Raw genomic sequence first — 26,058 nt, 5'->3', positions numbered from 1 at the left:
TGCCGACGGCACGACCGCTGAGGCTGCCGTTGAGATCGGTTTCCAGCTGCCGCCGCCGCTGCTCCAGGCCCTCGATCTCGCTCAGAAGGGCCGCTCGGCGCTCACGCAGGTCGAGCAGGGCGAGCTCCAGCAGCTCATCGCGGGTGGCCGGCTCGGGCTGGGGCAGCGGCTCGGATCCGGACTCTGTTGGGGGGGGGATGTCGCTCATGGCAGGCCGCTCAGGTGGAGATCCAGCTGCTGGCGCAGGGCGGTGGCATCAAAGAGCACCGGCAGCAGGTGGGGACTCCGCGCTTCACGGAAATAGAACAGCACCGGCAGGGGTCCCCAGAACACGGTCCAGCCGATCCATTCGCTGTAGGGGAAGCGACGCAGCAGGCTGGAGCGGCTCCACACCAGCAGGGCATCACCGCTGAACTGCAGCCGCAGCAGCAGGGTCTGCACCAGCAGGAACAGCCCGAGCAGCCCCACCACCCCGGCGGCGATCGGGGTCCAGCTCCAGGCACGCTGGAGGGACAGCAGCGCCAGTCCCAGGGCGATCACGCCCAGGGGCACCCACGGACGGGGAGCCAGGATCACCCCGGCTGCCGGATCGGGACCGCTGGGGGCTAGGGGCTCGCTGCCCGCCGGCTCGTTGCTGGAAAGGCTCGTGGGAGTGGTCATCCCTCCATGCTGCAGCGCCTGCCCCCCCGTTGACCAGCTCAGGTCCCGAAGAGCACCTGGGTGAGGACTACATCCACCAGGCTCACCGTCACCAGGATCATCACCACGGCGCCGGTGGTGCTGGTGCCCACCTCCTTAGGGCCGCCCCGGGTGGTGAGGCCCCAGCCGCAGGCGATCACCGCGATCTGCAGGCCGAAGACCAGGGCCTTCACCAGCATCGAGGGCAGGTCGGAAGGCTCCATCCAGGTGCGCACAGAGTTCCAGAACACCGTGGGGGGAATCGAATAGAGGAAGGTGCTGCTCACCTGGCCCGACCAGATCCCCAGCACAAAGAACAGCAGGCACTGCACCGGAGCCATCACCACCATCGCCAGCACGCGGGGCACCACCAGGTATTCCACCGGATCGGTGCGCAGCATCGTGATCGCGTCGATCTGCTCAGTCACCTTCATCGTGCCCAGCTGGGCGGCATAGGCCGTGGCCACTTTCCCGGTGAGCAGGGTGGCGGTGAGGAGTGGGGCGATCTCCCGGGCCAGTCCCAGCGCGAGGATGCCGCCCACGGAGAAGCCTGCCCCCTGGCGGGTCAGCTCCGCCGCCACCTGAATATTGAACACAGTGCCGGCGGCCAGGGCCGTGATGATCACGATCAGGAAGCTTCCAGGTCCGGCTTCCAGCATCTGCTCGAACAGATCGTTGAGGTTGATGCGGCCCTTGGCCAGGGCGGAGATCGACTGCCCGCCGATCATGACACTGCTGCCCAGCCGGTGGATGTAGCGGGGAATCCTCATGGTTGCAGTGCCGGCCGGTGGCGGCGGCGCTCCGGCCAGCGGCGCATCACCACCAGCCCCACTACGATCAGCACCACCGGGATGATGCCCATGCATAGCCGGATCGTCAGCAGGGCCGAGTCGGGCTGAAGCAGCCCTTTGGCGGCCTTGTAGCCGCTGAAGCTGAGGACGTTGCCGAGTGCGAACACCGCCATGCCGATCCCCAGCTTCTGGGTGATCACCATCCAGGCGGTGTAAAGGCCGGCGGGTTTGTCGGGATCGGCATCGATGGCATCAGGCAGCAGGGCCCAGGGGATCAGGTACGCGGTGGCGGCTCCAAGACCAACCAGAATGATCGTGCTCACCAGCAACGAGAGATTCAGCAGGTTGCCGGCCGAACCGGTGGGGGAGATCTCCGGGTTGAGCGGCACCAGCACCATCGCCGCCATGCATCCCACCATCCAGAGCCCCACCCCCCAGCGCAGGGCATGGACCCGTCCGTGCCAGTAGGCCACCCAGCTCCAGAGCTGCAGGCCCGCCAGGGCACTGAGCTGGAAGGGAATCAGAATCCAGGTGCTCCAGCTCTCGGGGATGCGCATCACCACCGTGAGGAAGATCAGCGACACCGGTTGCATGAGTTGCAGAGCGCACCAGAGCAGCAGGTAGAGCGCCAGCACCCGCAGGAAGCGGCCGTTGCGGCTGATCCGCCTCAGTTGCTTGCGGATCGGTTCGGGATGGCCGCTGGGGCGTTGGCAGTGGCGGGCGAAGGGGGCCAGCCCCCAGGCGCAGATCAGGCTGGTGACGGTGATCAGGACCCCTGAGATCAGGCCCATGCGCAGGTAGCCCTCGGCGCCACCCCCCACCAGCAGGGCTCCCAGCACCAGCCCGCTCAGGCCGGCGATGATCGATCCGGTGAAGCGAAGGGCGTTGAGCCGGGTTCGCAGGGGAGTGTCGGTCGTGAGCTCACAGGCCAGGGCCGAATAGGGCAGATTGACGCAGGTGTACAGCCCCATCGCCACCAGCTGGATCAGCACGAAGACGACGAACTTCTGCCAGTCGTTGCCGGGGGGTACCCACCACATCGCCGCCATGCTCAGCCCGAGGGGCACGGCGCTGAAGGCGATCCAGGGAATGCGTGGCCCCCAGCGGCTCTTGGTGTGGTCGCTGAGGAAGCCAACGATCGGGTCGTTGATGCCGTCCCAGACCTTGATCACCATCAGCACCAGGCCCGCCATCCAGGCCGGCAGCCCCGCCACCCCGGTGTAGAAGACGAACAGGTAGAACCCGAGCAGGGTGGCCGCCATGCCGGTGCCGGCGTCGCCGAGGCTGTAGGACCAGAGCATCCGCTGGCGGGCTGCGCCGCTGAGGCTGGAGGCATCGCTGACAGGTGTGGGCGCCTGGGGGTTCAGCGTGGTCTCAGTGGAGGTCAAGAAGGGCTGTCCCAGGCGCAGGTCATAATGCTGCAGGCAAGCGTTTGTCGTGGTCGTTGGGGCCAGGATGGGCGCTCACCGACGGTACGCTTGTACTGGTGCGGGCGTAGTTTAGTGGTAAAACCTCAGCCTTCCAAGCTGATGATGCGGGTTCGATTCCCGCCGCCCGCTTCCTGTTCTCAATCAGTGTTTTCGGCCAGAAGCCCTTGCTTCGACTAGCGTTAGGGCTTTCAGCTTTTGCCAGCGCCTGTTTGGCCGTGCCAGGCTGTGGGATGAAACTTCTCACATGCCGGCGGCACGTGACTGGGAGGCCACGATCAGGGCGGTGGTGTCTCATGCCCTGTCTCAGAAGGGGTGCCGCCGTGGATGGACGGTGCTCAATCACCGCGGTCATGCGCGGCTGAACATTGCTGCAGGGACTGGGCGGGGCAGGCGCCGACAGGTGCTCCTGCCCATTCCGTGGGAGTGCGATCAGATCGACCAGATCCGTGATGCGGTGGTTCAAGTCTATGAGGAGTTCCAGCAGGGCATCGAGCCCGATGCGTGCGTTGCACGCATGCCCCGTGCGGATGGATCGAGGGGAGCAGAAGGTGAGGCGGGTGCAGGCCGCAGTCCGCAGACAGGCCACCCCGGTCGACCCAGGCTCAGGGGAATGGCGGCTGTGCTTGCCCCGGGGGACTGGGAAGAGCTGATCGGTGCTTTCCGGGAGCACAAGCTGATCAGTGGCGAGATCAAGCCGTCGACCTGGCATCGGGTCTACCGGCACCACATGCACCACGTGCTCGGCGCCGTAGCTGTGACGGCCCCGCCGCAGAACGCCAAGCAGCTGCTGGAGACCCTGGCCAGGATCTGGGCGGACAAGCCGGGCGGGCGCACCCGCCAGATCCAGATTCAGTCGACCGCCGCCTTACTGCGTTGGGCCTTGGCGGAGCGGCGGCTGGGCGAGGACTGGGAGCCGCCTCAGGACTTGGCGGTGTTCGTGGGGAGATCGCGTGCGACGAAAGCCATCACGACGCCCTTGGAGGTGGAGCACATCCTTGCGTTGGTGCGGGCCATCCCAGATGCGCGCTGGCGCTTTGCCTTTCAGCTGATGGCGGCCTACGGACTGCGCCCGGTGGAGCTCCAACATCTGCAAATCCGCCAGGGTCGGCTGTGGTGCATGTACGAGAAGGTCGCCTCCCGCGGCAAGACGCGGCCAAGGGTGTTGCGGCCGCTGCCCTGCGACGACTGGGCAGATGGCTTGCGCCTCGAGGAACGCTTCCCAACCCAGGAGCCACCGCCCATGCAGCCCGGCCTGGGCGGTGGCTACGTGGGCCATTACCTGATGAACCGACCGCTCTGGAAGGAGCTACGGCGTGAGTACGAGGCCAAGGGCGAGAAGCTCGTGCCCTACTCCTGCCGGCATGGCGACGCCCACCGGGCCCACGTGATCTGCGACCTGCCTCCCAAGGTGGTGGCCGCGGCGATGGGGCACAGCGTGCAGACCCACCTGGCGGCCTATAGCCGCTGGCGCGGGGATGACGTGGTGGATGACGCCTTCGCCAAGGCCGAGCAACGGCTGGTCCAGGGGCTACGCATTCAGATCTCAGCGGCGTAATGCCGCACGGCCTGCGAGAACCTGCTCAACCCTTGTTCCTCCAGGGTTTCCAGATGCTCCTCGACTGTTTTGGGTGGGTTCTTGAGGCTGGCCCGGTGCTGCCGCATCGCCATGCAGACCTGTTCGGCATCCAGGTTCAACTGATCCACCAGAAATGGGTCGGGATGGCAGGCGCCACGGCCATAGCTCGCCAGGGCGTGATCCGGGAAGTCATCCAGGTTGACGGTGATGATCAGATCGGCTCCGCACTTGATGCCGGCAGTCAGAACATGGCGATCATCCGGGTGTGATAACTCCAGGCCTGGAATCAGGGGCTGATGGCCATCGACTAGCGCATCACGCACGTGAGCATTCATCAGCGAGCGGGTGCGCTCCAGCTGCTGTCTGGAGAGATCAGGCCGGTTCCGCAGCACAGCGTTGATCCACTCGTCGTGAATCTGGTTGCTCCAGCGGGCCCGCTAGAGATCGGTGAGTGCCATCCGCATCAACAGATCGCGGAGTGGCGCTGGATAGAGAACGCAAGCGTCGTAGACGACGGTGAAGCGATTCACCTCAGTAGCCCAGTCCCAGCTCCTGGGCCTGGGCAGCCAACTCATCGAGGGCCGCGGCACGCTGCTGATCGATGGCGTGCTTGTAGGCCATCAAGTCGGCCAGGCGGATGCGCCGATGGGTGCCGACCTTGCGGAAGGGGATCTCCCCTTGCGTCAGGCGCTCGATCAGGAAGGGCCGCGACACGTTCAGCAGATCAGCGGCCTGCTGCGTCGTGAGCTCGGCGTGTACCGGCACCAAGGTGACGGCATTGCCCTGGGCCATCTGCACCAGGATTCCCCGCAGCAACTCCAGCACCGCAGCCGGGATGGGAACGGATGCGCGCTGGCCGCCTTCCAGCTCCAGAGAGAGGCAGGCTTGACGCAGGCCATGGCTGGCACGAAAGCGAGCGAGGTCGCGCAGGCTTGCTCCTGCGGCCTCAGCCGCCTCGGCTGTGGGAACCACGGGCTCAATGGAGCTGGGGAGCGCGACGGCCATGGGCAACGGGGGGAGAGGCCACTCGCACAGTAATCGAAATAATCGCAGCATCCGCAGCATCTGCAAGTGCGGTGGGCCTGCGTTCCATTGATTGCCGGCCAAGGCCCACGAGCAGCTGATGAATCTGGTGGAAGACCTGGAGCAGGGCCGCATTGCCGATGCCCGGCTGGCGGACGGCCAGGAGCCAAGGCGGGTCAGCCTTGATGAGCTTTGCGCTCGCCTTGCATCCCGAGGCGCTGCGGGAATGGCGGCGGCTCACATCTGGAGTCTGGGAGCAGTTCAAGAAGAAGCTGGCCGAACGGCTGATCGAGCCGCGGATTCCCGCCAGCAGGATGCGGGGCTGCAGTGATCGCATCAAGATCAAGCTCCGCGCCGCGGGCTTCCGCCTGGTGGTCGAGGTTCGGGATCACACGAAGGTGCCGGTCCTTGTCGTGGCGGTGGGTAAGCGGGAGCGCAATGCTGGCTACCGACAGGCTGCCCAGCGCTGGCAGAGCCGCAGCAGCGGGCGCTCGGGGTATGCACCGGCCTGCGCCAATGAATGGCAACCCGGCGTCTGCGAGAAGCCCAGGATCAGCTGCCGCGACTGCCATCACCGGAAGCTGTTGCCCCTCACCGATGCGGCGATCTACGGCCATCTGGCCGGCGAACACACCCTCGGCCTCTACCCCCTGCTGGAGAACGACACCTGTCATCTGTTGGCGGTGGATTTCGATGAGCAGGACTGGCGCGAGGACGCAAGGGCCTTTCTGCGCTCCTGCCTGGAGCTGGCGGTGCCGGCCGCACTGGAGATTTCCCGTTCCGGGGAGGGCGCCCATGGGTGGGTGTTCTTCGAGGAGGCGGTACCGGCCCGAGAGGCCCGTCAGCTCGGGGCAGCCCTGATCAGTCACACCTGCGCCGCGTCACGTCAATTGCAGCTGAGCTCCTACGACCGGCTCTTCCCCAATCAGGACAGCATGCCCAAGGGGGGCTTCGGCAACCTGATCGCCCTGCCGCTGCAGAAGGAAGCCCGGCAGCGGGGTTGCAGCGTGTTCGTGGATGACGGCCTGAAGCCCTATCCCGATCAGTGGGCCTATCTGGCAACCCTGCAGAGGTTGTCGGTGGCGGGGCTGCAGACCTTGATCCAGAGCGCCACGGGCGGTGCCCATCCCCTCGATCTGGCGTTCATCGACGAGGAGGACCTGGCGACTCCCTGGAAGGCAGCGGTGCCGCTATCGCGGCTCAGGGGACCGCTGCCCACCTCCCTCACGCTCACCCTGGCTGATCGCCTCTATGTGGAGCGCTCGGGCCTGCCGCAGCCACTGCTCAATCGCCTGATCCGCCTCGCCGCCTTCGCAAACCCTGCCTTCTACAAGGCTCAGGCGATGCGCCTGTCGGTGTGGGACAAGCCGCGGGTGATCGGCTGTGCCGAGAACTTTCCCCAGCACATTGCCCTGCCGCGGGGCTGCCTGGAGCCCGTGCAGACCCTGCTGCAGGAGCTGGGCATCGGCTTCGATCTGGTGGATGAACGGCAAAACGGCTCACCGCTGGAGCTGGTGTTCACGGGCCAACTTCGCGATGACCAGGAGACCGCCGTGGACGCGATGCTGCGCCATGACATCGGCGTGCTGCAGGCACCGACGGCCTTCGGGAAAACGGTTGTGGCAGCAGCGATCCTGGCGCGCCGCGGGGTCAACTCCCTGGTGCTGGTGCATCGGGCTGAGCTGCTGCGCCAATGGCAGGAGCGGCTCCAAGCCTTCCTGGATGTCGCTCCTGAGGCGATCGGTTGCATCGGTGGTGGCAAAGCCAAGCCCACCGGCCAACTCGACATCGCCGTCATGCAGTCGCTGGTGCGGAAGGGAGAGGTGAGCCCTGTGGTGCAGGGCTACGGGCAGGTGATCGTCGACGAATGCCACCACATCGCCGCCGCCTCCTTTGAAACGATCCTCAGGCAGGTGAAGGCCCGCCACGTGCTGGGGCTGTCGGCCACCCTGGTGCGCCGGGACGGCCTGCAGCCGATCCTGTTCATGCAGTGCGGCCCCATTCGCCACACCGCCCAGCGAACTGCCGGGGCGCCCCAGACCCTGGAACTGGTGAGCCGCACCCATCAGCTCCCAGCACTACCCGCCGATCTGCCGATCCAGGAGCTGATGCGCCGGCTGGCGGAAGACCAACACCGAACCGATCAGATTGTGGCGGCGGCGCTGACTTGCTGGGGTGATGGTCGCAAGCTGCTGCTGCTGAGCGAGCGGACGGACCACATCACAGCGATCGCCGGCGCGCTGGCCGAGCAGGTGCCAAACCTGTTTCTGCTGCATGGTCGCCTGAGCGCACGCCAGCGCAGCGCCACCCTGGCCGCGCTGGAGCAGCTGCCTCCTGAGGCGCCCCGCATCGTGCTGGCCACCGGGCGACTTGTGGGGGAAGGATTCGACCATCCGCCGCTCGACACCCTGCTGCTGGCGATGCCCGTGTCCTGGAAAGGCACGCTGCAGCAATACGCCGGCCGGCTGCACCGGCAGCAGAGCGGCAAGACCAGCGTCCGCATCATCGACTGGCTCGATCTCGGCCATCCGGTGCCGCAACGCATGTGGGAGCGGAGGCTGCGGGGCTATCGGGCGATGGGGTACGAGCTGACCTCGACGCGGCAGCCCATCTCAGACGCCGGCCATGTACGGCCATGTCCCGTACAATGATGAAGTTGCTCCCTGGTGTGCCATGTCACCGGTCGAGACCGCGCTCCATGCGGCGATCGAAGCGATCGACGAGCCCCGCTCCGCTCGGATGGACCAGCGCACCAAGCCTTCGGTGAAGGCCAGCATTGAGGCGGCGGCTGATCTGATGGGAATCGAGGCCTCCGCCTTCGTGGTGATGTCGGCGTATGCACGCGCCCAGGAGCTGCTCAGTGGCAGGCAGCAGACCCTCCTCAGCCAGGGCGATCACCAGGCCCTGCTCGCCGCCCTCGACGAAGAGACCACGCAAGCGCCCGCCCTGCTGGAGGCTTGGCAGCTGCACCAGCAACAGGTTGTGCGCCCCTGACCCGGTGGCGTATCGGATCGAAGCCTTTGACCCTGGCCTGCACGACACCAAGGACTTCCGCTGCGGCAGCGACAGCCAGGACAACTTTCTGCGCCGCACCGCCAAGCGCCAGCAGCGTGATGGCTACACCCGGCTCTACGTCGCCACTGACGCCGCCCAGGCCGACGAACCTCGGGCCTGCCTGGGCTTCTACGCCATCAATGCCCATGCCATTGGCGTGGCCGATGTGCCTTCCGAGGCTGCCCCGCGGGCACCGCGCTCGAACCTGATCCCAGGCGTTTTTCTCAGTCACCTCGCTGTCGATGGGAGACAGCAGGGAAAGGGACTGGGGCGCATCCTGCTGGTGGATGCCATGCAGCAGTGCCAACGGGCGGGGCAGATCCTGGGTGTGAGGCTGATGTTGCTCGATGTGGCGGGTGCTGCTGGAGAAGCGGAACGCGCACGCCTCCACAGCTTCTACGCGTCGATGGGCTTCCGGCCCTTGCCAGGACGACCGGAGCGATTGTTCATCTCCCTGAGTGCCCTTCCATCTCTTCAATCGGGCGGATAAGGCATCAGAGGCGCAGATGTTTGCTGCTCCAGCCCGTGATCGTGGCTTCCACGTTCTCGAGGTGCCACTGAAGTGGGCCCCGGCCCTGGGTGCAGCCCCAGCGTCGGTAGTGCTTGCCGGGGGTGAGCACCCCCCGCAGCCTCAACTGGCGGAGGATCTCGCGGCTCATCCCCAGAGCAGCGCAGGCTTCTGCCGTTGTGACCCAGACCCGCTGGCGGGAAGACGCTGTCGGCGTGTCCATCAGCCCCCTGTCAGCTGGGCGCGGAAGCGCTTGAGGGTCTCGATCAACCATGAGCGGCGATAGCTCTTGACCTGGCGCGGGGCCCCGTCAACAAACTGTTGGCGGCGCGGGGGTTCTTCTCCGAACTCCTCGCGGTAAGACCTGGCCTCGGCCAGCTCGAGCAGCTCCCGATTGCGGATCGGACCGGCGGCACGGGCAATGGCAGCATCGGCTCCGCGGGCTCCGCCATGTAGCAGCAGATGGACCAGCCGGCCGCCACTGCAGGCCAGCAGCTCTGCGGCAACGCGCTGATGGGGCCACAGCAGGCCTGGAAGGAATACAAAGAGCTATGGAATCAGTGGCCGTAGGTGACAACTGATCGGGGTATCTCGCCGCTGGCGAGAGTGCGGTGGTGATGGCGAGATCAGGGGATGACGTTGCCGCAGGCGATGGGCTCGGGGCCTTTGGTGTGACCTTTGCTCTATCAATACAAATGCACTTTTAGCTCCGCAAAACCGCTGCTGGGCAATGGATCTGATCAAAGTAAATCCATCCGCAGCGGCCCCGGCTCGCTGATGATCAAGACCATCAGATCCGGGCTGAATCGACCAGCGCCCGCGCAGACGCGCGAGCAAACCTGGGGCATCCCTCCCTCCCCCTGCCCGCCACCCCCAGCACCGGCTTCGGAGCCCTAGGGTGCCTGCCCCGGCCTCAGTCAGTGCCTGAATTCAGATCGGGGGTTAGGCAGAGTGATCAAGTGATCAGAGCGGTTCGGTGCCTTCACTAAGAATCGCCAGATAGGCGTCATAGGCGAACAGCCGATTTCGACGCCCTCCAGTGATTTCCCGGGCGATGCCGAGGCCCACCAGGGTTTCGATTGCCTTGCTGGCTGTTGGAAAACTCAGACCGCTCAACTCCCTGAGCTGGTTGATGCTGGTGAGCGGTCGTCGGCGCAGGGTTCTGTAGCACAACTGCACACTCACCCCGGAGCGGCCGAGCCCCATCAGTATCAGACGATCAGTAGCCGGCCAAGGCGGCCGTTGCCGTCGAGGAACGGGTGGATCGTCTTGAACTGCACGTGGGCCAGGGCGGCGCGCACCATCACCGGCAGGGCGTGCTCGCCCCATGAATGAACTGCTCCTACGCGGCCATGCAGTCCTCCACCAACCCCGGTGGCGGAGGCACGAAGCTGGCGTTGCCCGGCCGGGTGCCGCCGATCCAGTTCTGACTGCGCCGGAACTCCCCAGGCAGCCGATCGGCGCAGCGACCCCGGGCCAGCAGCCGGGCGTGGATTTCCCGCAGCAGCCGTGAGGACAGCGGGAATCCTTCCGCATGCCTGGTCAGGCCGTGCTCCAGCCCTGCCACGTAACTGGAGACCTCCACCACGTCATCGAACGGAACGCCGGGTGCTTCTTCCAGTTCAAACAGCAGCAGATCGGAGAGGGATGACTGGGTGCCTTCGATCTGGGAGGAGAGCAAGGCTTCCCGCCGTACGTAGGCGTAGAGGAACAGCTCTGGATCGGGGAGCAGGGATGAGACCCCATCCAGGCGACCGCAGGCCAGAAGGGCCTGCTCATGCAGGGTCTGCAGCGGCCCTTCCAGCACCACAGGCGGCTTTGGTTGCAGCGGCGCCGGCACGAAGGCCCGCACAGCTTCCCCGGCGGTGCTGGTGATCTCGTAGCGCCCGGTGGCGTCGCGCCGCATGGAGCCTCCCTGGGGCGAACCTTGAATACATCTTGAACTTATTCAAGACAGAGCGGAATTCCTTGAATAAGGGCCGGGGCGACTCGTGGATCCCTGGCCAGCCGTCTCGCCCGTCCCTCTGCCGCCAAGGGCTTCCGGAGGCAAAACATCTCACCAAACATCTCGCATAGCGCGTTTTGCTTGTTGATGAAGTCAGACAGTGCAATGAGACTGGATGATTCATGGTTCAGCCTTCCAAACTGATGATGCGGGTTCGATTCCCGCCGCCCGCTTCCTGTTTCAACCCCCCGTCGCCTCGATCAGATGGGGCGACAGCAGCAGCATCAGGCTGCGGCCCCTGAGGGGGGCCTCGGAGGCCCCCCAGGCTGAGGGGCGCTCGGCCAGCCCGTCGCCCTCCGCCTGGCCGGTGTCGATCACCAGCTGCCAGCCCCCAGCGGCCTCGGGCAGCTGGAAGGTCATCGGCTGGTAGTAAGCGTTCATGCCGCACCAGAGCAGGGGGCCATGGCGCAAGTCGTGCAGGCTCCAGGCCAGGCTGTGGGACCAGCTGCCCCAGTCGGGCTGGAGAAGTTTCACCCCGTGCCATTCGCGCCAGATCAGGTCCCGCTCGCCGGGCCTGGATGGCGGGGCGTCGGCATGGGGGATCTCGGGATTGAGCAGGCCGTCCAGCCGGCGACGCAGCCGCACCAGGCGGGTCACGAACCGTCGCAGGCTCCTGTCGTCCTCATCGGGGCGCCAGTGCATCCAGCCCAGAGGGTTGTTCTGGCACCAGGTGTTGTTGTTCCCCCCCTGGCTGCGGCGCACCTCATCGCCCATCAGCAGCATCGGCACTCCCGGCGCCAGCAGCAGGGTGGTCAGCAGGTTGCGGATCTGGCGGTTGCGCAGCGCGTTGACATCAGGATCGCTGCAGGGCCCCTCCACCCCGTGGTTCCAGCTGTTGTTGTGGTTGTCGCCGTCGCGGTTGTCCTCGCCGTTGGCCAGGTTGTGCTTGCGGTCGTAGCTGACCAGGTCGGCGAGCGTGAAGCCGTCGTGGGCGGTGATGAAGGTGATGCTGCGGCCTGCCGTGGCCGGTTTGCCGCCGTAGAGATCAGGGCTGCCTGAGAGCCTCTGGGCCATCAACCAGCTGCCGTTGTCGTCCCCTTTCCAGAAGCGGCGCACGTCGTCGCGGAAGCGGCCGTTCCAGGTGCCCATGCGCCGCGCCGGGAAATCATTGAGCCGGTAGAGACCGCCGCAATCCCAGGGTTCGCTCACCAGCTTGAGGTCGCTCAGTTCGGGGTCGGCCTCGATCTCCTCGAACAGGGGCGGTTTGTCGAGCGGGGCCAGCTCCTCGCCGCGGCTGAGGGCGATGCCGAGATCGAAGCGGAAGCCGTCGATGCCCAACTCCAGGGCCCAGCAGCGCATCGATTCCAGCAGCAGCCGCCGCGCCAGGGGGCGGTTGGCGGCGATGGTGTTGCCGCAGCCGGTGACATCCAGGTAGTCGCCCCGGCTGTTCTGGTGGTAGTAGAGGCGGTCCGCCAGTCCGCGCCAGCTCAGGGTCGGCCCGGCCTGGTTGCCTTCGCTGGTGTGGTTGTAAACCACGTCGAGCAGCACCTCTATTCCGGCCTGGTGGCAGGCGGTGACCAGCTGACGCACCTGCTGGCGCCCCGCCAGCGGGTCGTCGCCCACCAGATAGCCCTGGTGGGGCGCCATCCAGCTCAGGGGGCTGTAGCCCCAGTAGTTCTGGCGCCCGTGGGGGGCGTCCTGGGGATCGAAGGCCATCACCGGCAGCAATTCCAGGGCGGTGACGCCCAGGCTCCGCAGGTAGGGCAGGCAGTCGATCACGCCCAGCAGGCTGCCCTGGCGCTCGGGGGCCACGGGGCTGCCCTGGCCCCGGCTGAGCCCGCCCACATGCAGCTCGTAGATCACCGTGGTCTGCCAGCTGTGGCGGGGCCTCGGCGCGGCCACGAAATCGAAGTGATCCCGCTCCGTGACCACCCCCTTCAGGCAGGCGGCGGTGTTGGGGATGGCGCCGATGGCGTCACCGCGGCGGTAGACATCCCAGCCGCTGATCGCCCTGGCGCAGGGATCAAGCAGCACCTTCGACGGGTTGAAGCCGTGGCCCCCGGGGTGGAGAGGCCCATAGACGCGGTAGCCATAGCAGGTGCCGGCGCCGATCCCCTCAACTTCCACATGCCAGTGGTCGCCGGAGCGATGGCGCAGATCCAGGGGAATGATCCGGAAGGGCTCAGGCGAGCTTCCACGGGCAAACAGCAGCAGCTCCACTCGCGAGGCCGATGGGGCCACCAGGGAGAAATTCACCCCCCGGGCGGTGAGCGCTGCCCCGAGGGGCCAGGGATGTCCGAGCTGGATCGAAGACAAGGACTCGGGTCACCTCACGCTTCAAGCTAGTGCTGCGCAGGGGCGATGGTCCTCGGGAGGCGTTCATGCCAGCGGAGGACAGTGGCGAGAGGACCCTGGAGGGGGGGCGTCCTCCCATGCCCGTGCTCCCCGGTCTATGGGTGTTCGCCCCCAACCGCGACAGCCTGGGTGGGACCTCCTGGCTGCTGGCGCCTCCGGGCCAGGCGCCGCTGCTGATCGATGTGCCGGCCTACACCGCCGCCAACCTTGCCGCTCTGCGCCGTGCCAGTGGCGGCACGATCTTGCTCACCAGCCGCGAGGGCCATGGCCGTTGCCGCCGCTGGCAGGAGGCGCTGGGCTGGCCGGTGCGGCTCCAGGAGCAGGAGGCCTATCTCCTGCCCGGCGTGGCGGACCTGCGTCCCTTCGGTGATGCACTCGATCTGGGCGGGGGTGTACGGGTGCTCTGGACGCCGGGGACCACCCCGGGGGCCTGCGTGGTCCACGCGGCCGGGGATCTCGACGTGCTCTTCTGCGGCCGCCTCCTGGTGCCGAGTGCTCCTGGTGCGGCCCGTCCGCTACGCACGGCCCGCACCTTTCACTGGGGCCGGCAGGGGCGCAGTCTCGAAGCCCTGGTCCGCTGGCTGCCGCCCGGTTCCCCCCGTTGGATCGCCAGCGGAGCGGGTCTGGGGGCCCTGCACGGGGAGAAGCTGATCGACGGAGGCCGCGCTCTGCTGGATGGCCTGCTGGATCGTCCCTGAGGCTCCGCTGGGCGGCCGATGGGGCCGGAATGGGTGCGTTCGGGGCTGATTCGGCCCCAAACCGTTGTTCAGACGGGGTTTTTGGTTGCCCGGACCGCCCTTCCCCCATACGATTGGCGCGCTGTACCGTTCCGGCGCCGGCGAGAGGGTGTTTTTCCGCTCCGCCCAGCTCCCGCATTCTCCTGAAGGTTTTCGCCCCCGATGAACAAAGCTGATCTCGTCAACCTCGTTGCGGTTCGCACCGAATTGACCAAGACCGAAGTGTCCAAGGTCGTCGACGCCGCGATCGAGACGATCGTCGACTCCGTCGTGGAAGGCAAGAAGGTTTCGATTCTGGGCTTCGGCTCCTTCGAGGCCCGCGAGCGCTCCGCCCGCCAGGGCCTCAACCCCAAGACCGGCGAAAAGATCAAGATCCCCGCCAAGCGCGTGCCGGCCTTCACGGCCGGCAAGCAGTTCAAGGACAAGGTCCAGAGCTGAGCCCTGGGGCTTCCCCTCCCTTCCCGGCTCGAACACCTGATCGAGGCGGCCGACCGGCGCCGCCTCCAGGGACCCACGGGGCGGTTCGCCCCATCCCCGAGCGGCCCGTTACACCTGGGCAACCTGCGCACGGCCCTGCTGGCCTGGTTGCAGGCCCGCCTGAGCGGTGGCCGCTTTCTGTTGCGCCACGACGACCTCGACCTCCCGCGCCAGCGCCCGGGGGCGATCGAGGCGATCGAGGCCGATCTGAGCTGGCTGGGGATCACCTGGGATGGACAGCCGCTGCGCCAGAGCGAGCGCACGGGGTTTTATGCGTCGGTGCTTTCGGCGTTTCGCCGCGGCGGGGCCCTCTATCCCTGCCGCTGCAGCCGCCGGATGCTGGCGGATCTCTCTGCCCCCCACGGCGGCTGGCCGCTCTATCCGGGCACCTGCCGGGATCAGGCCGTGGGCTGGGGGCCTCGGCAGGGCCGGCTGCCCAGCTGGCGAATGAGACTGGAGCCTGGACTCTTGCGCTGGCGGGAGGAGATCGGTCCCGAGGGCTGTCTGGAGGCGGCCACGCAGGTTGGCGATGTGGTGCTCCGCCGGGCTGATGGCTTCCTCGCCTATCACCTCACCTCAGCCGTGGACGACCTGCTGCTGGCGGTGACCACCGTGGTGCGGGGCGCTGACCTCTGGCGTTCCACGGCGCCGCAGGTGGCGGTGAGCGAGCGGTTGGGGCGGCCGTTTGCCACCTCTTGGCATGTGCCCCTCTGGCTGGATGAGCGTGGGCAGCGGCTGGCCAAGCGGCAGGCGGCTCTGGGGCTGGAGCCCCTGCGGCAGGAGGGGCTCGATGCGGCGGCGGTGATCGGCCGGATGGCGGCCAGCCTGGAGCTGGTGCCCGCCGGCAGCCGCCTGAGCGCGGCGGAGTTGCTGCAGGAGATGGATCTTGCGAGCCTGCAGGTTCAGCTGCGTCGAGGGGCCGAAGGGCTGGGAACTCTTAAGGAAGGTTTCGGGATCAAATGCCCGACTTAGAGATCAGACTGATCAACTACGCACCGGAGCATTTCCGTGTCCAGCTCCAGTCCGGAACGTCTCGTCAGTCCGGAGCGCTTCTCTCAAAAACATCCAGATCGTGAAGGAGTTCCGCCACGGGTGGTGGTGTCTTTCCCCGGCGCACTTGAGGCAGCCTCCGATCTTCGTGCTCCCGAGTCCTATCCCCACGTTCTCACCCATCCAGCCCGTCCGTCCACGTCGGTGAGCGGCTCAGCACAGATGGTTTCCAAGCGCTGCAGCCACTGTGGTGGCAGTGGAGTGCTGCGCCTAGGCGGGCACAGCTTCCGCACCTGCCTTGACTGCCTCGGCCAGGGCAGCCTTGCTGATCATCTGGCCGCCCCCCGCGACATCAGCGCTGCCTGAGTTTTTTCTGGCGCCAGATGAAGAAGGCCGCTGTGGCCACCACCACCCCCAGGGGCAAGGCGGTGAGCAGCAGCAGGATCACGGCGGTCCAGTCGGTGTACATGACTGCTCAAGGGAACAGACCCCATCATCCCAGCCACCAGGTGCCCCTGGCCCTCAGCAGATTCGGGGCAACAATTCGCCCCGGCCCAGCTCCAGGGGGCGGCGCACCCCCAGGGAGGTTTCCAGCAGCAACGCCTCCCCTCCGATCCGGCCGATGACCGCGGCGCTCGACTGCTCGTGGCGCAGCAGTTCCAGGGCATCCTGTGCCTGAGACGCGGGCAACATCATCACGAAGCGCCCCTCGCTGGCCATGGTGAGCGGATCGAGGCCCAGCAGCTCGCAGGCCGCGGCCACGGCGGCATGGACCGGTACCACCGCCTCGTGCACCAGGCCCCCCAGGCCGGCGTCGCGGCAGAGCTCATGTAGGGCGGCCGCCAGTCCACCACGGGTGAGGTCGCGCAGGGCATGCAGCTCCAGGCCGGCTGTCAGCAACGCCTGGACGCTGCCGTGCAGCGGGGCCAGATCACTCTCCAGGCTGGTGCTGAATCCCAGCTCCTCCCGGGCCGCCAGGATGGCCAGGCCGTGGCGGCCCAGGTCGCCACTCACCAGGATCGCGTCGCCGCTGCGGATCGCGGACGGCCCGATCGACACGCCGGCAGGAATCCGTCCGATCCCAGCGGTGGTAATGAACAGGCCGTCGGCCTTGCCCCTCTCCACCACCTTGGTGTCTCCCGTGACCACCGACACACCACAGCGGGCCGCGGCGGCAGCGGCGGAGCTCAGCACCCGGCTCAGGGTGCTCAGGGGCAGCCCTTCCTCCAGGATCAGGCCGAGGCTGAGGGCCAGGGGTGTGGCCCCCAGCATCGCCAGATCGTTGACGGTGCCGAACACCGCCAGTGCGCCGATGTCACCGCCAGGAAACTCCAGGGGCCGCACCACATGACCGTCGGTGCTGAAGGCCAGCTCTCCGGCCTCTGTCGTCAGGCTGGCGGCGTCGAGCAGCACGCCGTCTGTGGCTCCCAGGGACGGCAGGATCACCTGCTCCAGCAGCCGCTGGCTGAGTAGCCCACCGCCCCCGTGGCCGAGCAGAACCACCGCGCCGTCATCGGCACTGATGGGACAGGGGAAGTCCAGCGGTGCGGCCATGGATCAGCTCCGGGAGCGGTAGCGCCAGTAGGCGGCGCAGGCCCCTTCCGCCGACACCATCGGGGCTCCCAGGGGGCGCTCGGGTGTGCAGCCCTGGCCGAAGCGGGGACAGGCATTCGGGCGGGCCAGCCCCTGCAGCACCAGGCCGCTGATGCAACCCTCGGTGTCGGTGTCGGTGTCGGTGTCGGTGTCGGTGCCCGGCCGGGCCGCCGACGGGAAGCGCCGTGCCGCGTCGAGACTGTCGTAGGGAGGGCGCAGACACAGCCCGCTGCCGGGCAGCACCCCAAGGCCGCGCCAGTGCTGGTCGCAGGTGGTGAACACTTGCGCGATCAGGGCGCGGGCGGAGGCATTGCCCTCCCCCGCGCCGGCCCGTGGGTAAGCATCCTCCACCCGGGCCTTGCCGTGCTCCAGCTGCCGTACGGCTCGCAGCATCCCCTCCAGCAGGTCGTGCGGTTCGAAGCCGCTGATCACGATCGGCACCCCGTAACGCGCCGCGATCGGCACGTACTCCTGGCTGCCCATCACGGTGCAGACATGACCCGCGGCCAGAAAGCCCTGCACACGGCCTTCCGGCGCGGCCAGGATCGCCTCCATCGCCGGTGGCACCCTCACGTGTGACACCAGCAGGCTGAGGTTCCTTGCGCCACTGCTCCAGGCCTGGTGGGCGAGCAGGGCGGTGGCCGGGGCGGTGGTTTCGAAGCCCACCGCGAAGAACACCACCTGCCGCTCGGGATGAGACCTCGCCAGAGCCAGCACGTCGAGGGGGGCGGTCACCACGCGCACGTCGGCTCCGCTGGCGCGGGCTTCGAGCAGGTGGGAAGGGCCCGTTCCCGGCACCCGCAACATGTCGCCGTAGGAGCAGAGGATCACCTCCGGCAGGGCCGCCAGCTGCAGGGCCCGGTCGATCGTCTCCGCCGCAGTGACGCAGACCGGACAACCGGGCCCATGGATCAGCTCCAGCTGCGGGGGGATCAGCTGATCGAGGCCGTGGCGCAGGATCGCGTGGGTCTGGCCGCCGCAGACCTCCATCAGCGTCCAGCTCCTGCTGATCTCGGCGTGCAGCGCGTCGAGCAGCCGCTGCACCTGCTGCCGCTGACGGTGGAGGGGGCTGCCGCTCATGGACCCCAGGCCATGCCCATCGGATCAGCGGAGATGGCCCGCAGGTACTGGGCCCGCTCGAAGCTGGCGGGGTCGGGGCAGCGCTGCTGGCTCATGCAACCCAGCAGTTCCCGGGCGGAGCCATGGCCATGCTCCTCCAGCCAGTGGCTCAACTCGGCGGTCAGCGTCTGGAGGTGCTGCGGGCCGTGGCGCAGCAGCGCCGACACCACCATCGTCACACTGGCGCCCACCATCAGCATCCGCACCACGTCGGTGCCATGGCTGATGCCGCCGCTGGCGGCGAACTCCAGGGGAACCCGCCCGTGCAACAGGGCGATCCAGCGCAGGGGAAGCCGCTGATCCGCCGCTGAACTGAGCAGCAGGTTCGCGCGAGGCTCAAGGGTCTCGATGTCGATGTCGGGCTGGTAGAAGCGGTTGAACAGCACCAGGGCGCGGGCTCCGGCGGCCTGCAGTTGATGGGCCAGGTGGCTGAGATTGGTGTAGTAAGGGCTGAGCTTCACCGCCACGGGCAGGCTGGTGGCGGTGCAGACGCTGCGCACGATCTCCACCTGGGCCGCTTCCATGGCGTTGGCGTCCAGGCTCCGGTCGGTGGGGACCGCATAGAGATTGAGCTCGATCGCCGCGGCCCCGGCCTGCTCCACCGCCCGGGCGATCTCTCCCCAGTGCCCCTCCTCCGTGCCGTTGAGGCTGGCGATGATGGGGATATCGACCCGCCGTCGGGCGGTTTCGATCTCGTGGAGATACCCCTCAACCCCAAGGTGACGGGGCTCGAGGTTGGGCTGATAGCTGAGGGCTTCGGGGTAACTCTCGCTGCCCTGATGCCGATGGTGCTCCCAGTCCTGCCAGTCGCGCTCGATCTGCTCCAGGAAGAGGGAGTGGAGCACCACCGCCGCAGCCCCGGCCTCGGCCAGGCGCGGGATGTGGTCGGGGCCGCCGCTCAGGGGGGCGGCGGCTCCCACCACGAGGGGGGAGGCCAGGGGCAGGCCGAGGTAATGGCTGCTGAGGTCGGGGCCGCTCATGGTTCCGCCATCCGCTCGTAGCGCTCCCAGCGCTGGCGGGCCTCCTGCTGGGCCTGGTGGGTGAGGGTCCGTGCCTGATCCGGATGGCTGTAGGTCAGCAGGCGGAACCGGTTCTCGCTGGCCATCGCTTCCGCCATCGGCAGCGTCGGGGCCCGCGAATCCAGGATCAGGGGGTTCTCGCCCCGCTCGGCGCGGCGGGGGTCGTGACGGTAGAGCAGCCAGCGCCCGGAGTCCACCGCCCGCTTCTGCTGCGTCATGCCCTGGGCCATGTCGATGCCATGGGCGATGCAGTGGGAGTAGGCCAGGATCAGCGAGGGACCCGGGAAGGATTCGGCCTCCAGGAAGGCCCTGAGGGTGTGCTCGTCGCGGGCGCCCATCGCCACGCTGGCTACGTAGACGTGGCCGTAGGACATCGCCATCAGCCCCAGATCCTTCTTGGCGGTGGTCTTGCCGCCGCTGGCGAACTTGGCCACGGCGCCCAGGGGGGTGGCCTTCGACATCTGGCCGCCGGTGTTGGAGTACACCTCGGTGTCGAGCACCAGGATGTTGACGTCGGCGCCGCTGGCCAGCACGTGGTCGATGCCGGCGGAGCCGATGTCGTAGGCCCAGCCGTCGCCTCCGATCAACCAGACGCTCCGCTTGACCAGATCGTCGGCCAGGGAGAGCAGGGTGCGGGCGGCCTCGGCGCGGGAGGGCTCCAGCAGGGAGCGCAGCTCCGCCACCCGCAGCCGCTGCTCGTGGATGCCCGCTTCGTCGCTCTGATCCGCCTCGATCAGGGCCGTTGCCAGCGCCGCCGGCACCCAGGCCCCGCTCCCGGCGGCGAGCTCGTGCAGCAGCTGCTGCGCCATCGCCCGGCGCTGGTCGAAGGCAAGACGGAAGCCGAGACCGAATTCGGCGTTGTCCTCGAACAGGGAGTTGCTCCAGGCGGGGCCTCGGCCTTCACCATTGGCACTCCAGGGGGTGGTGGGCAGGTTGCCGCCGTAGATCGAGGAGCAGCCGGTGGCGTTGGCCACCACCATGCGGTCACCGAACAGCTGGCTGGCGAGCTTGATGTAGGGGGTCTCGCCGCAGCCACCGCAGGCGCCGGAGAACTCGAACAGGGGCTCCTGCAGCTGCTGCTGGCGGATGTGGCGGAGGTCGAGGTCGCGCCGGTCCGGGCTGGGCAGGCCCAGGGCGTAGTCCCAGTGACTGCGCAGCTTCTCCCGCAAGGGGCGTTGCGGGGCCATGTTGATCGCCTTGTGCCGCGGCTCGGTGCGGTCGCGGGCCGGGCAGACCTCCACGCAGAGACCGCAGCCGGTGCAGTCTTCGCCGGCCACCTGCAGGGTGAAGCTGAGGCCGCTCCAGTGGGGGTCACGGGCGGCCGTGCTCGCGAAGCCCTCCGGTGCGTCCGCCAGGGCAGCCGGCTCGACCACCTTGGCCCGGATCGCGGCGTGGGGACAGACCATCACGCACTTGCCGCATTGCACGCAGATGTCGTCGTCCCACACCGGGACCGATTCGGCGATGTTGCGCTTCTCCCAGCGGGCCGTGCCGGAGGCGAAGGTGCCATCCGGAGGCAGGGCACTCACGGGCAGGCGGTCCCCCTGGCGTGCCAGCTGCGGCGCGATCAGCTCATGCACCCATGCCGGTGCTGACGCCAGGGGGTCCGGCCGTGCCTCCCGCTCGGTCCCTGCCGTCTCGCCCACCGCACCGATCGGCACCGGCTTCAGGCGGCTCAGGGCCGTGTCCACGGCCGCCAGATTGCTGCGCACCACCCGCTCGCCCTTGCCGCCGTAGCTGTGGCGGATCGCGCCGCGGATCGCCTCGAGGGCCTGCTCCTGCGGCATCACCCCGGCGGCGGCGAAGAAGGCCACCTGCATCACGGTGTTGATCCGCCCCCCCAGACCGAGCTCCCGGGCGATCGACGAGGCCTCGATCGCCAGCACCTTGAGATCCCGCTCGACGATCCGCTCCTGCACCGCCCGGGGCAGCCGCGGCCACACCTGCTCCGCCGGCCAGGGGCTGTTCAACAGCAGGGTGCCCCCTGGCAGGGCTTCCGCCAGCAGATCGAAGCGCTCGAGAAAGTCCCAGTGGTGGCAGGCCACCAGGTGGGCCTGGCGCACCAGGTGGGTGGAGCGGATCGGCTCCGGTCCGAAGCGCAGGTGGGAGACCGTGACCGCCCCCGACTTCTTGGAGTCGTAGACGAAGTAGCCCTGGGCGTGCAGCGCGGTGGCCGCCCCGATGATCTTGATGGTGGACTTGCTGGCCCCCACCGTGCCGTCGGAGCCGAGTCCATACAGGATTGCGGCGAAGGGCGCGCCTGGGTCGCCGCCGGCTGGGTGGTCAGCATCCCTGCCGCTGTCGTCCTCCAGCGGCAGAGAGCGGTGGGTCACGTCGTCGTCGATGCCGACGGTGAAGGGGTTGGGGCTGTCGGGTCGCTCCAGGGCCGCGAACACCGCCCGCACCATGGCCGGCGTGAACTCCTTCGAGGCCAGGCCGTAGCGGCCGCCCAGCAGGCGCGGCAGGGGTGAGCCCGTCCAGCCCTCGCGCAGGGCATTGGAGACATCGAGGTAGAGGGGCTCGCCGCCGCTGCCCGGTTCCTTGCAGCGATCGAGCACCGCGATCGACCGGGTCGTGGCCGGCAGGGCCCGCAGCAGGCGAGCGCCATCGAACGGCCGATACAGCCGCACCTTCAGCACCCCCACCCTGGTGCCGCTGGCCGTGAGCGCGTCGACGGTCTCATGGGCCGTTTCGCAGCCCGACCCCATCAGCACCAGCACCCGTTCGGCCTCTGGATGGCCGTGGTACTCAAAGAGCTCATAGGCGCGTCCGCTCAGGGCGGCGAAGGCGTCCATCGCCTCCTGCACCAGGCCGGGTGCGGCGTCGTGGAACGGATTGGCGGCCTCACGGGCCTGGAAGGCCACGTCGGGGTTCTGGCTGGTGCCGCGGATCACCGGGTGATCGGGGCTGAGCCCGCGCCCGCGGTGGGCGGTGATCAGCTCTTCGGGGATCAGCGCGCGCAGCAGGTCGTCCTCGATCAGCTCAACCGTCTGCAGTTCGTGGGAGGTGCGGAAGCCGTCGAAGAAGTGCACCACGGGCAGGCGGCTGCGCAGGCTGGCCAGGCTGGCGATGGCGGCGAAATCACCGGTCTCCTGCACCGAGGACGAACAGAGCAGGGCGCAGCCCGTGCCGCGCACGGCCATCACGTCGCTGTGGTCACCGAAGATCGAGAGGGCCTGGCCCGCGAGGGCGCGGGACGCCACGTGAACCACGGTGGCCGTGAGCTCCCCGGCGATCTTGTAGAGGTTGGGCAGCATCAGCAGCAACCCCTGGGAGGCGGTGAAGGTGGTGGTGAGTGCACCGGCCTGCAAGGCGCCGTGCAACACACCCGCGGCCCCGCCCTCACTCTGCATCTCCACCACCCGGGGCACCGTCCCCCAGAGGTTCGGCCGACCCTCGGCAGCCCAGCCATCGGCCCATTCCCCCATCGGCGAGGCCGGCGTGATCGGATAGATCGCCATCACCTCGTTGAGCCGGTAGGCGACGCGGGCCACCGCTTCGTTGCCATCAAGGGTTGCCCGGGTCATGCTCTCAGCTCCGCCATGAGGATCACCTCCTCAGGGTTGGACGATGCTCAGGGCGAAGCCCACGTGCACCAGCAGCTGGTCGCCCACAACCGCCTCGGGCACACAGGCCAGGCTCACCTCGCGGCGCACGCCCGAGAACTCCACCAGGCCCATGCGCCACAGGGCGGGGTCCTCCTCGGGACGATCCGCTGGTCGGCGATCCTCGATCCGGATCAGCTCCCCCGCTATGGCCAGACACATCGGACCCTCCGTCAGGGCGTGGCCCCCGCGGGCCTTCCCCGGTTCTAGCCAGAGCGGCCGAGGCTGACCGCCATCAGCTGTCCCAGGGCGAGGCCGCCGTCGTTGCAGGGAATCCGCCGGGGCCAGAGCGGCTCGATGCCAGCGCGCCGCAGGCCCTTCACCGCCAGGGCGAGCAACAACCGGTTCTGGAAGCAGCCGCCACCCAGCAGCAGCCGCTCCAGGTCCAGCTGCACCGCCAGGGCCACCAGCGCGTCGGCCAGGGCCTGGTGGAAGGCCAGGGCGATGGCCTCCGGTGCCACTCCCCTGCGCTGATCTTCGATCAGGTCCTGCAACAGGGGGTGCCAGTCGAGCAACCAGGGCTCGCTTCCGCTGCCCGGTTCTGTGTGGGTGCGCAGCACCAGTGCGTAGCGCCTCCGCCCGGCGGTGCCGGCGTGGCTGGCCGCCGCTTCCAGCTTCAGCGCCGCCTGGCCTTCGAAGCTGCAGCGCTGCTGCAGGCCCAGCAGGGAGGCCACCGCGTCGAACAGGCGACCCACGCTGGAGCACCACGGGCTCTGCAGCCCCTGTTGCAGCATCCGCGAGAGCACCTGCCGCTCCTCGGCGCTGAATGCCGCCATAGAGGGCGTGCCGGTGGCCCGATCCAGCCCTTCCGATCCCCCGGCGGCGAAGAGCAGTCCCAGGGCTGCCCGCCGAGGTTCCCGCATCGCCCGCTCCGCCCCGGGCAGGGGGAAGGGCCGCAGGCGTGCCTCGGCCCTGAAGCCGGACTGCTCGAGCCGCAGCACTTCCCCACCCCAGAGGGTGCCGTCACTGCCCTGACCGGCCCCGTCCCAGGCCACTCCCACCTGGGGAGGGGCGAGGCCATGCTCCGCCAGGCAGGCCAGCAGGTGGGCATGGTGGTGCTGCACCCCCAACGGCACTGGGCAGCCATTGGCGGCCGCCAGCTCGAGGCCGATCCGGTGGGAGCCGTAGCCACGGTGCTGATCGACGGCGTAGCCGGCGGGACGCAGGCCGTGGCGTGCCAGAGCGGCATCGAGGCTGCGGCGGAGGTGGGCTTCGCCTGCGGCGCTGTCGAGATCGCCGAGGTGGGGACCCAGCAGTGCGCGCCGGCCCCAACCAAGGGCCAGGGCGCTCTTGAGCTGCCCACCCATCGCCACCTCGCCGGTGGGGGCCTGCGTCTGAGGATCCACTCCAGGCTCACCCCCGGAGGGCAGATCCACGGCGGTGGGCGCGTAGCCGCGGGCATGGCGCAGCAGCATCGGCTCGCCGCAGACCACCTGGACGATGGAATCATCCACCGGGTTGAGGATGGGCCTGTCGTGCACCAGGAAGCCATCGGCCAGGCCGGCCAGCTCTTGCAGGGCTTTGGTCTCGTCGTGACTGAGCGGTTCCCCCGAGCGGTTGCCGCTGGTGGCCACCAACGGCTCTCCCAGCAGCTCCAGCAGCAACAGGTGCAGGGGACTGGAGGGCAGCATCACTCCCAGCCAGGGGTTGCCGGGGGCCACGGCGTCGCACACTCCGGCCTCCCCGCGGCGGCGCAGCAGCACGATCGGCGCCGCCGGGGAGCCGAGCAGCTGGGCTTCGGGCCGGTTCAGGTGGCAGTGGCGCCGCACCCAGGCCAGGTCTGGGGCCATCACCGCCAGGGGTTTCTCAGGGCGGCCCTTGCGCCGCCGCAGCTCGGCCACCGCCGCCTGGCAGCGGGCCCGCACCAGCAGCTGGAAGCCGCCGACCCCCTTGAGGGCCACGGTCCGGTTCGCCTTCAGGGCGGCCGCGGCCGCCTGCAGGCAGGGACTGGGTCCCGAGAGATGGGGGCGGCGGGGGTCGCTGAGCCGCTGGCCGCCGGTGTCCCACCAGCTCAGGCGCGGTCCGCAGAGGGGGCAGGCGATCGTCTGGGCATGGCAGCGGCGATCGCTCGGATCGTCGTACTCGGCCTGGCAGGCGGGGCAGAGCGCAAACGCCGCCAGGCTGGTGTGGGCCCGATCGAAGGGCAACGCCCCCATCAGGCTGTAGCGGGGACCGCAGTGGACGCAGCTGATCAAGGCGTAGCCGCAGCGGCGGTTGGCGGGGTCATGGAGCTCGGCGCGGCAGGCCGGGCAGGGGGCCAGATCCGGCTGGATCAGGGCCCAGCGCACGGAGGTGTCCTCGCGCTTGCCTCCAGGGGACTCCATGGGCGCCGCCTGGATCTCGAACCCGGCTTCTCCATCCACCAGGGGGCGCCGGTGGCGGCGGATCCGATCGATACGGCTGTGGGCCGGGAGCTGCTGTCGCAGCCGTTGCAGCAGGGTGGCGATCGCTTCAGCGGGCCCCTGCAGCTCCAGCAGCACCCCGGCACCGGTGTTGAACACCTGGCCCGAGAGGCCCAGCTCCCGCGCCAGCCGCGCCACCAGCGGCCGGAAGCCCACCCCCTGCACCAGACCCTCGATCTCCAGCCGCAGGCGGCTGATCACACCGGCGCTCCCTGGCGCTGGTGGCTCAGCCAGTGCAGCAGCGGCTCCATGCCGGCGCCGGTGCGGGCCGAGAGCTCGAAAATCCTCGCCTGGGGCGCCACCCCGGCAATGTTCGCGAGTGCCTGGGAGCGATCGAAGCCCACGGCTTCAGCCAGGTCAACTTTGTTGATCACCACCACATCGGCCGACTGGAACAGGGCCGGGTACTTGAGTGGCTTGTCCTCCCCTTCCGTCACCGAGAGCAGCGCCAGCCGCTGCCGCTCGCCCAGATCGAAGGCGGTGGGGCAGACCAGATTGCCCACGTTCTCGATCAGCAGCAGCTCCATCCCGCCTGTGTCGAGCTGATCGAAGGCTCGATTCACCAGGGAGGCTTCGAGATGGCAGAGGTCACCGGTCTGGATCTGAATGGCGCGGGCGCCGGCGGCCCGCAGGCGGCGGGCGTCGTTGTCAGTGGCCAGATCACCCACGATCACCCCCACCGGGCCATGGACCCACTGGCGGGCGAGGCGCTCAAGCAGGGCGGTCTTGCCGGCGCCCGGGCCCGAGAGCACGTTC

Annotated in this window: 25 protein-coding genes, 1 tRNA gene and 1 pseudogene; 9 read left to right on the top strand and 18 right to left on the bottom strand. The window is 68.4% G+C overall.

Features of this window, described 5'->3' with window-relative positions; translation table 11 throughout:
- From KBY78_RS03840 to KBY78_RS03825, 4 genes and pseudogenes are all read right to left on the bottom strand, one after another.
- Window positions 1-208 (bottom strand): annotated as a pseudogene (locus tag KBY78_RS03840) (DUF3086 domain-containing protein); the annotation flags it as partial.
- Window positions 205-660: a DUF3119 family protein gene (locus tag KBY78_RS03835; protein ID WP_255142445.1), complete on the bottom strand. Its 456-nt coding sequence runs from the start codon at window positions 658-660 to the stop codon at window positions 205-207. The gene KBY78_RS03835 and the pseudogene KBY78_RS03840, both read right to left, overlap by 4 nt.
- A 38-nt stretch (window positions 661-698) precedes the next feature.
- A complete protein-coding gene (locus KBY78_RS03830; protein ID WP_255142444.1) occupies window positions 699-1,448 on the bottom strand; it encodes an ABC transporter permease in 750 nt (249 codons plus the stop codon).
- Window positions 1,445-2,857 carry an MFS transporter gene (locus KBY78_RS03825; RefSeq protein WP_255142443.1) on the bottom strand — a complete coding sequence of 471 codons (1,413 nt, stop codon included), beginning with the start codon at window positions 2,855-2,857 and terminating at the stop codon, window positions 1,445-1,447. Before KBY78_RS03825 ends, KBY78_RS03830 begins: the two co-directional genes overlap by 4 nt.
- Window positions 2,858-2,957: 100 nt before the next feature.
- Between KBY78_RS03825 and KBY78_RS03820 the strand changes: the two genes are divergently transcribed.
- Window positions 2,958-3,028, top strand: a tRNA-Gly gene (locus tag KBY78_RS03820).
- Between the two features lie 481 nt (window positions 3,029-3,509).
- Window positions 3,510-4,454, top strand: a complete 945-nt coding sequence (locus KBY78_RS03815; protein ID WP_255142442.1) for a hypothetical protein — start codon at window positions 3,510-3,512, stop codon at window positions 4,452-4,454.
- On the opposite strand, the gene KBY78_RS03810 is transcribed toward KBY78_RS03815, so the two are convergent.
- Window positions 4,436-4,867 (bottom strand): hypothetical protein, encoded by a 432-nt coding sequence (locus KBY78_RS03810; protein WP_255142441.1) that lies wholly within the window; start codon window positions 4,865-4,867, stop codon window positions 4,436-4,438. The two genes, KBY78_RS03815 and KBY78_RS03810, sit on opposite strands and share 19 nt — an antisense overlap.
- A gap of 139 nt (window positions 4,868-5,006) precedes the next feature.
- Window positions 5,007-5,480 (bottom strand): helix-turn-helix domain-containing protein, encoded by a 474-nt coding sequence (locus tag KBY78_RS03805; protein ID WP_255142440.1) that lies wholly within the window; start codon window positions 5,478-5,480, stop codon window positions 5,007-5,009.
- A gap of 203 nt (window positions 5,481-5,683) precedes the next feature.
- Here KBY78_RS03805 and KBY78_RS03800 point away from each other — a divergent pair, with 203 nt between their 5' ends.
- From KBY78_RS03800 to KBY78_RS03790, 3 genes are read left to right on the top strand one after another with little or no spacing between them, the layout of a single operon-like run.
- Entirely contained in the window at window positions 5,684-8,149 is a 2,466-nt protein-coding gene (locus KBY78_RS03800; RefSeq protein WP_255142439.1) for a TOTE conflict system archaeo-eukaryotic primase domain-containing protein, read from the top strand.
- A 22-nt stretch (window positions 8,150-8,171) separates the two neighbouring features.
- Window positions 8,172-8,492, top strand: coding sequence for a DUF1778 domain-containing protein (locus tag KBY78_RS03795; RefSeq protein ID WP_255142438.1), 321 nt, complete (start codon window positions 8,172-8,174; stop codon window positions 8,490-8,492).
- Between the two features lie 4 nt (window positions 8,493-8,496).
- Window positions 8,497-9,042 (top strand): GNAT family N-acetyltransferase, encoded by a 546-nt coding sequence (locus KBY78_RS03790; protein ID WP_255142437.1) that lies wholly within the window; start codon window positions 8,497-8,499, stop codon window positions 9,040-9,042.
- 4 nt (window positions 9,043-9,046) lie between these two features.
- Here the strand turns inward: KBY78_RS03790 and KBY78_RS03785 are convergent, their stop codons facing one another.
- The 5 genes from KBY78_RS03785 to KBY78_RS03765 all read right to left on the bottom strand — a co-directional run bounded on the left by KBY78_RS03785 (window position 9,047) and on the right by KBY78_RS03765 (window position 13,321).
- A complete protein-coding gene (locus KBY78_RS03785; protein WP_255142436.1) occupies window positions 9,047-9,283 on the bottom strand; it encodes a helix-turn-helix domain-containing protein in 237 nt (78 codons plus the stop codon).
- 740 nt (window positions 9,284-10,023) lie between these two features.
- Window positions 10,024-10,266: a hypothetical protein gene (locus KBY78_RS03780; protein WP_255142435.1), complete on the bottom strand. Its 243-nt coding sequence runs from the start codon at window positions 10,264-10,266 to the stop codon at window positions 10,024-10,026.
- Between the two features lie 5 nt (window positions 10,267-10,271).
- Window positions 10,272-10,364 carry a Fic family protein gene (locus tag KBY78_RS03775; protein WP_255142434.1) on the bottom strand — a complete coding sequence of 31 codons (93 nt, stop codon included), beginning with the start codon at window positions 10,362-10,364 and terminating at the stop codon, window positions 10,272-10,274.
- A 38-nt stretch (window positions 10,365-10,402) separates the two neighbouring features.
- Window positions 10,403-10,966, bottom strand: a complete 564-nt coding sequence (locus tag KBY78_RS03770; RefSeq protein ID WP_255142433.1) for a Fic/DOC family N-terminal domain-containing protein — start codon at window positions 10,964-10,966, stop codon at window positions 10,403-10,405.
- Window positions 10,967-11,245: 279 nt separating this feature from the next.
- Window positions 11,246-13,321 (bottom strand): glycogen-debranching protein, encoded by a 2,076-nt coding sequence (locus tag KBY78_RS03765; RefSeq protein ID WP_255142432.1) that lies wholly within the window; start codon window positions 13,319-13,321, stop codon window positions 11,246-11,248.
- A 116-nt stretch (window positions 13,322-13,437) separates the two neighbouring features.
- Between KBY78_RS03765 and KBY78_RS03760 the strand changes: the two genes are divergently transcribed.
- From KBY78_RS03760 to KBY78_RS03745, 4 genes are all read left to right on the top strand, one after another.
- On the top strand, window positions 13,438-14,058 hold the full coding sequence (locus KBY78_RS03760) for an MBL fold metallo-hydrolase (protein WP_255142430.1): 621 nt from the start codon (window positions 13,438-13,440) through the stop codon (window positions 14,056-14,058).
- Window positions 14,059-14,259: 201 nt separating this feature from the next.
- A complete protein-coding gene (locus tag KBY78_RS03755) occupies window positions 14,260-14,535 on the top strand; it encodes an HU family DNA-binding protein (RefSeq protein ID WP_006170026.1) in 276 nt (91 codons plus the stop codon).
- A 3-nt stretch (window positions 14,536-14,538) separates the two neighbouring features.
- On the top strand, window positions 14,539-15,546 hold the full coding sequence (gene gluQRS / locus KBY78_RS03750) for a tRNA glutamyl-Q(34) synthetase GluQRS (protein ID WP_255142446.1): 1,008 nt from the start codon (window positions 14,539-14,541) through the stop codon (window positions 15,544-15,546).
- A 240-nt stretch (window positions 15,547-15,786) separates the two neighbouring features.
- Window positions 15,787-15,930: a hypothetical protein gene (locus tag KBY78_RS03745; protein ID WP_006170028.1), complete on the top strand. Its 144-nt coding sequence runs from the start codon at window positions 15,787-15,789 to the stop codon at window positions 15,928-15,930.
- Between the two features lie 156 nt (window positions 15,931-16,086).
- Here the strand turns inward: KBY78_RS03745 and hypE are convergent, their stop codons facing one another.
- From hypE to hypB, 7 genes are all read right to left on the bottom strand, one after another.
- Entirely contained in the window at window positions 16,087-17,118 is a 1,032-nt protein-coding gene (gene hypE / locus KBY78_RS03740) for a hydrogenase expression/formation protein HypE (protein ID WP_255142429.1), read from the bottom strand.
- 3 nt (window positions 17,119-17,121) lie between these two features.
- A complete protein-coding gene (gene hypD, locus KBY78_RS03735; protein WP_255142427.1) occupies window positions 17,122-18,237 on the bottom strand; it encodes a hydrogenase formation protein HypD in 1,116 nt (371 codons plus the stop codon).
- A complete protein-coding gene (locus tag KBY78_RS03730) occupies window positions 18,234-19,256 on the bottom strand; it encodes a dihydroorotate dehydrogenase-like protein (protein WP_255142426.1) in 1,023 nt (340 codons plus the stop codon). The genes hypD and KBY78_RS03730 overlap by 4 nt, the downstream gene beginning before the upstream one ends.
- The gene (gene nifJ / locus KBY78_RS03725) at window positions 19,253-22,822 is read right to left on the bottom strand and encodes a pyruvate:ferredoxin (flavodoxin) oxidoreductase (RefSeq protein ID WP_255142425.1); all 3,570 of its coding nucleotides are present in this window, start codon (window positions 22,820-22,822) and stop codon (window positions 19,253-19,255) included. The genes KBY78_RS03730 and nifJ overlap by 4 nt, the downstream gene beginning before the upstream one ends.
- 30 nt (window positions 22,823-22,852) lie before the next feature.
- Window positions 22,853-23,062, bottom strand: coding sequence for a HypC/HybG/HupF family hydrogenase formation chaperone (locus tag KBY78_RS03720; RefSeq protein WP_006170034.1), 210 nt, complete (start codon window positions 23,060-23,062; stop codon window positions 22,853-22,855).
- Between the two features lie 44 nt (window positions 23,063-23,106).
- Complete coding sequence (hypF, locus tag KBY78_RS03715) at window positions 23,107-25,503, bottom strand: carbamoyltransferase HypF (protein WP_255142424.1); 2,397 nt, start codon at window positions 25,501-25,503, stop codon at window positions 23,107-23,109.
- On the bottom strand, window positions 25,500-26,058 hold a 559-nt coding region (gene hypB, locus KBY78_RS03710), incomplete at its 5' end, for a hydrogenase nickel incorporation protein HypB (protein WP_255142423.1). The genes hypB and hypF, both read right to left, overlap by 4 nt.

The organism is Synechococcus sp. EJ6-Ellesmere, assembly GCF_024345875.1.
GTDB lineage: Bacteria > Cyanobacteriota > Cyanobacteriia > PCC-6307 > Cyanobiaceae > Regnicoccus_A > Regnicoccus_A antarcticus.
This window is presented reverse-complemented; position numbering and strand designations above follow the sequence as displayed.

Bases quoted from the DNA above. Each gene is read 5' to 3' on its own strand.
- KBY78_RS03830 (WP_255142444.1), bottom strand. From the start codon at position 1,448: ATGAGGATTCCCCGCTACATCCACCGGCTGGGCAGCAGTGTCATGATC.
- KBY78_RS03755 (WP_006170026.1), top strand. From the start codon at position 14,260: ATGAACAAAGCTGATCTCGTCAACCTCGTTGCGGTTCGCACCGAATTG.
- KBY78_RS03760 (WP_255142430.1), top strand. From the start codon at position 13,438: ATGCCCGTGCTCCCCGGTCTATGGGTGTTCGCCCCCAACCGCGACAGC.
- KBY78_RS03730 (WP_255142426.1), bottom strand. From the start codon at position 19,256: ATGAGCGGCCCCGACCTCAGCAGCCATTACCTCGGCCTGCCCCTGGCC.
- KBY78_RS03785 (WP_255142436.1), bottom strand. From the start codon at position 9,283: ATGGACACGCCGACAGCGTCTTCCCGCCAGCGGGTCTGGGTCACAACG.
- KBY78_RS03835 (WP_255142445.1), bottom strand. From the start codon at position 660: ATGACCACTCCCACGAGCCTTTCCAGCAACGAGCCGGCGGGCAGCGAG.
- KBY78_RS03805 (WP_255142440.1), bottom strand. From the start codon at position 5,480: ATGGCCGTCGCGCTCCCCAGCTCCATTGAGCCCGTGGTTCCCACAGCC.
- KBY78_RS03775 (WP_255142434.1), bottom strand. From the start codon at position 10,364: ATGGTGCGCGCCGCCCTGGCCCACGTGCAGTTCAAGACGATCCACCCG.
- KBY78_RS03720 (WP_006170034.1), bottom strand. From the start codon at position 23,062: ATGTGTCTGGCCATAGCGGGGGAGCTGATCCGGATCGAGGATCGCCGA.
- hypD (WP_255142427.1), bottom strand. From the start codon at position 18,237: ATGAGCGGCAGCCCCCTCCACCGTCAGCGGCAGCAGGTGCAGCGGCTG.
- hypE (WP_255142429.1), bottom strand. From the start codon at position 17,118: ATGGCCGCACCGCTGGACTTCCCCTGTCCCATCAGTGCCGATGACGGC.
- KBY78_RS03800 (WP_255142439.1), top strand. From the start codon at position 5,684: ATGAGCTTTGCGCTCGCCTTGCATCCCGAGGCGCTGCGGGAATGGCGG.
- nifJ (WP_255142425.1), bottom strand. From the start codon at position 22,822: ATGACCCGGGCAACCCTTGATGGCAACGAAGCGGTGGCCCGCGTCGCC.
- KBY78_RS03815 (WP_255142442.1), top strand. From the start codon at position 3,510: ATGGCGGCTGTGCTTGCCCCGGGGGACTGGGAAGAGCTGATCGGTGCT.
- KBY78_RS03770 (WP_255142433.1), bottom strand. From the start codon at position 10,966: ATGCGGCGCGACGCCACCGGGCGCTACGAGATCACCAGCACCGCCGGG.
- KBY78_RS03795 (WP_255142438.1), top strand. From the start codon at position 8,172: ATGTCACCGGTCGAGACCGCGCTCCATGCGGCGATCGAAGCGATCGAC.
- KBY78_RS03780 (WP_255142435.1), bottom strand. From the start codon at position 10,266: ATGGGGCTCGGCCGCTCCGGGGTGAGTGTGCAGTTGTGCTACAGAACC.
- KBY78_RS03745 (WP_006170028.1), top strand. From the start codon at position 15,787: ATGGTTTCCAAGCGCTGCAGCCACTGTGGTGGCAGTGGAGTGCTGCGC.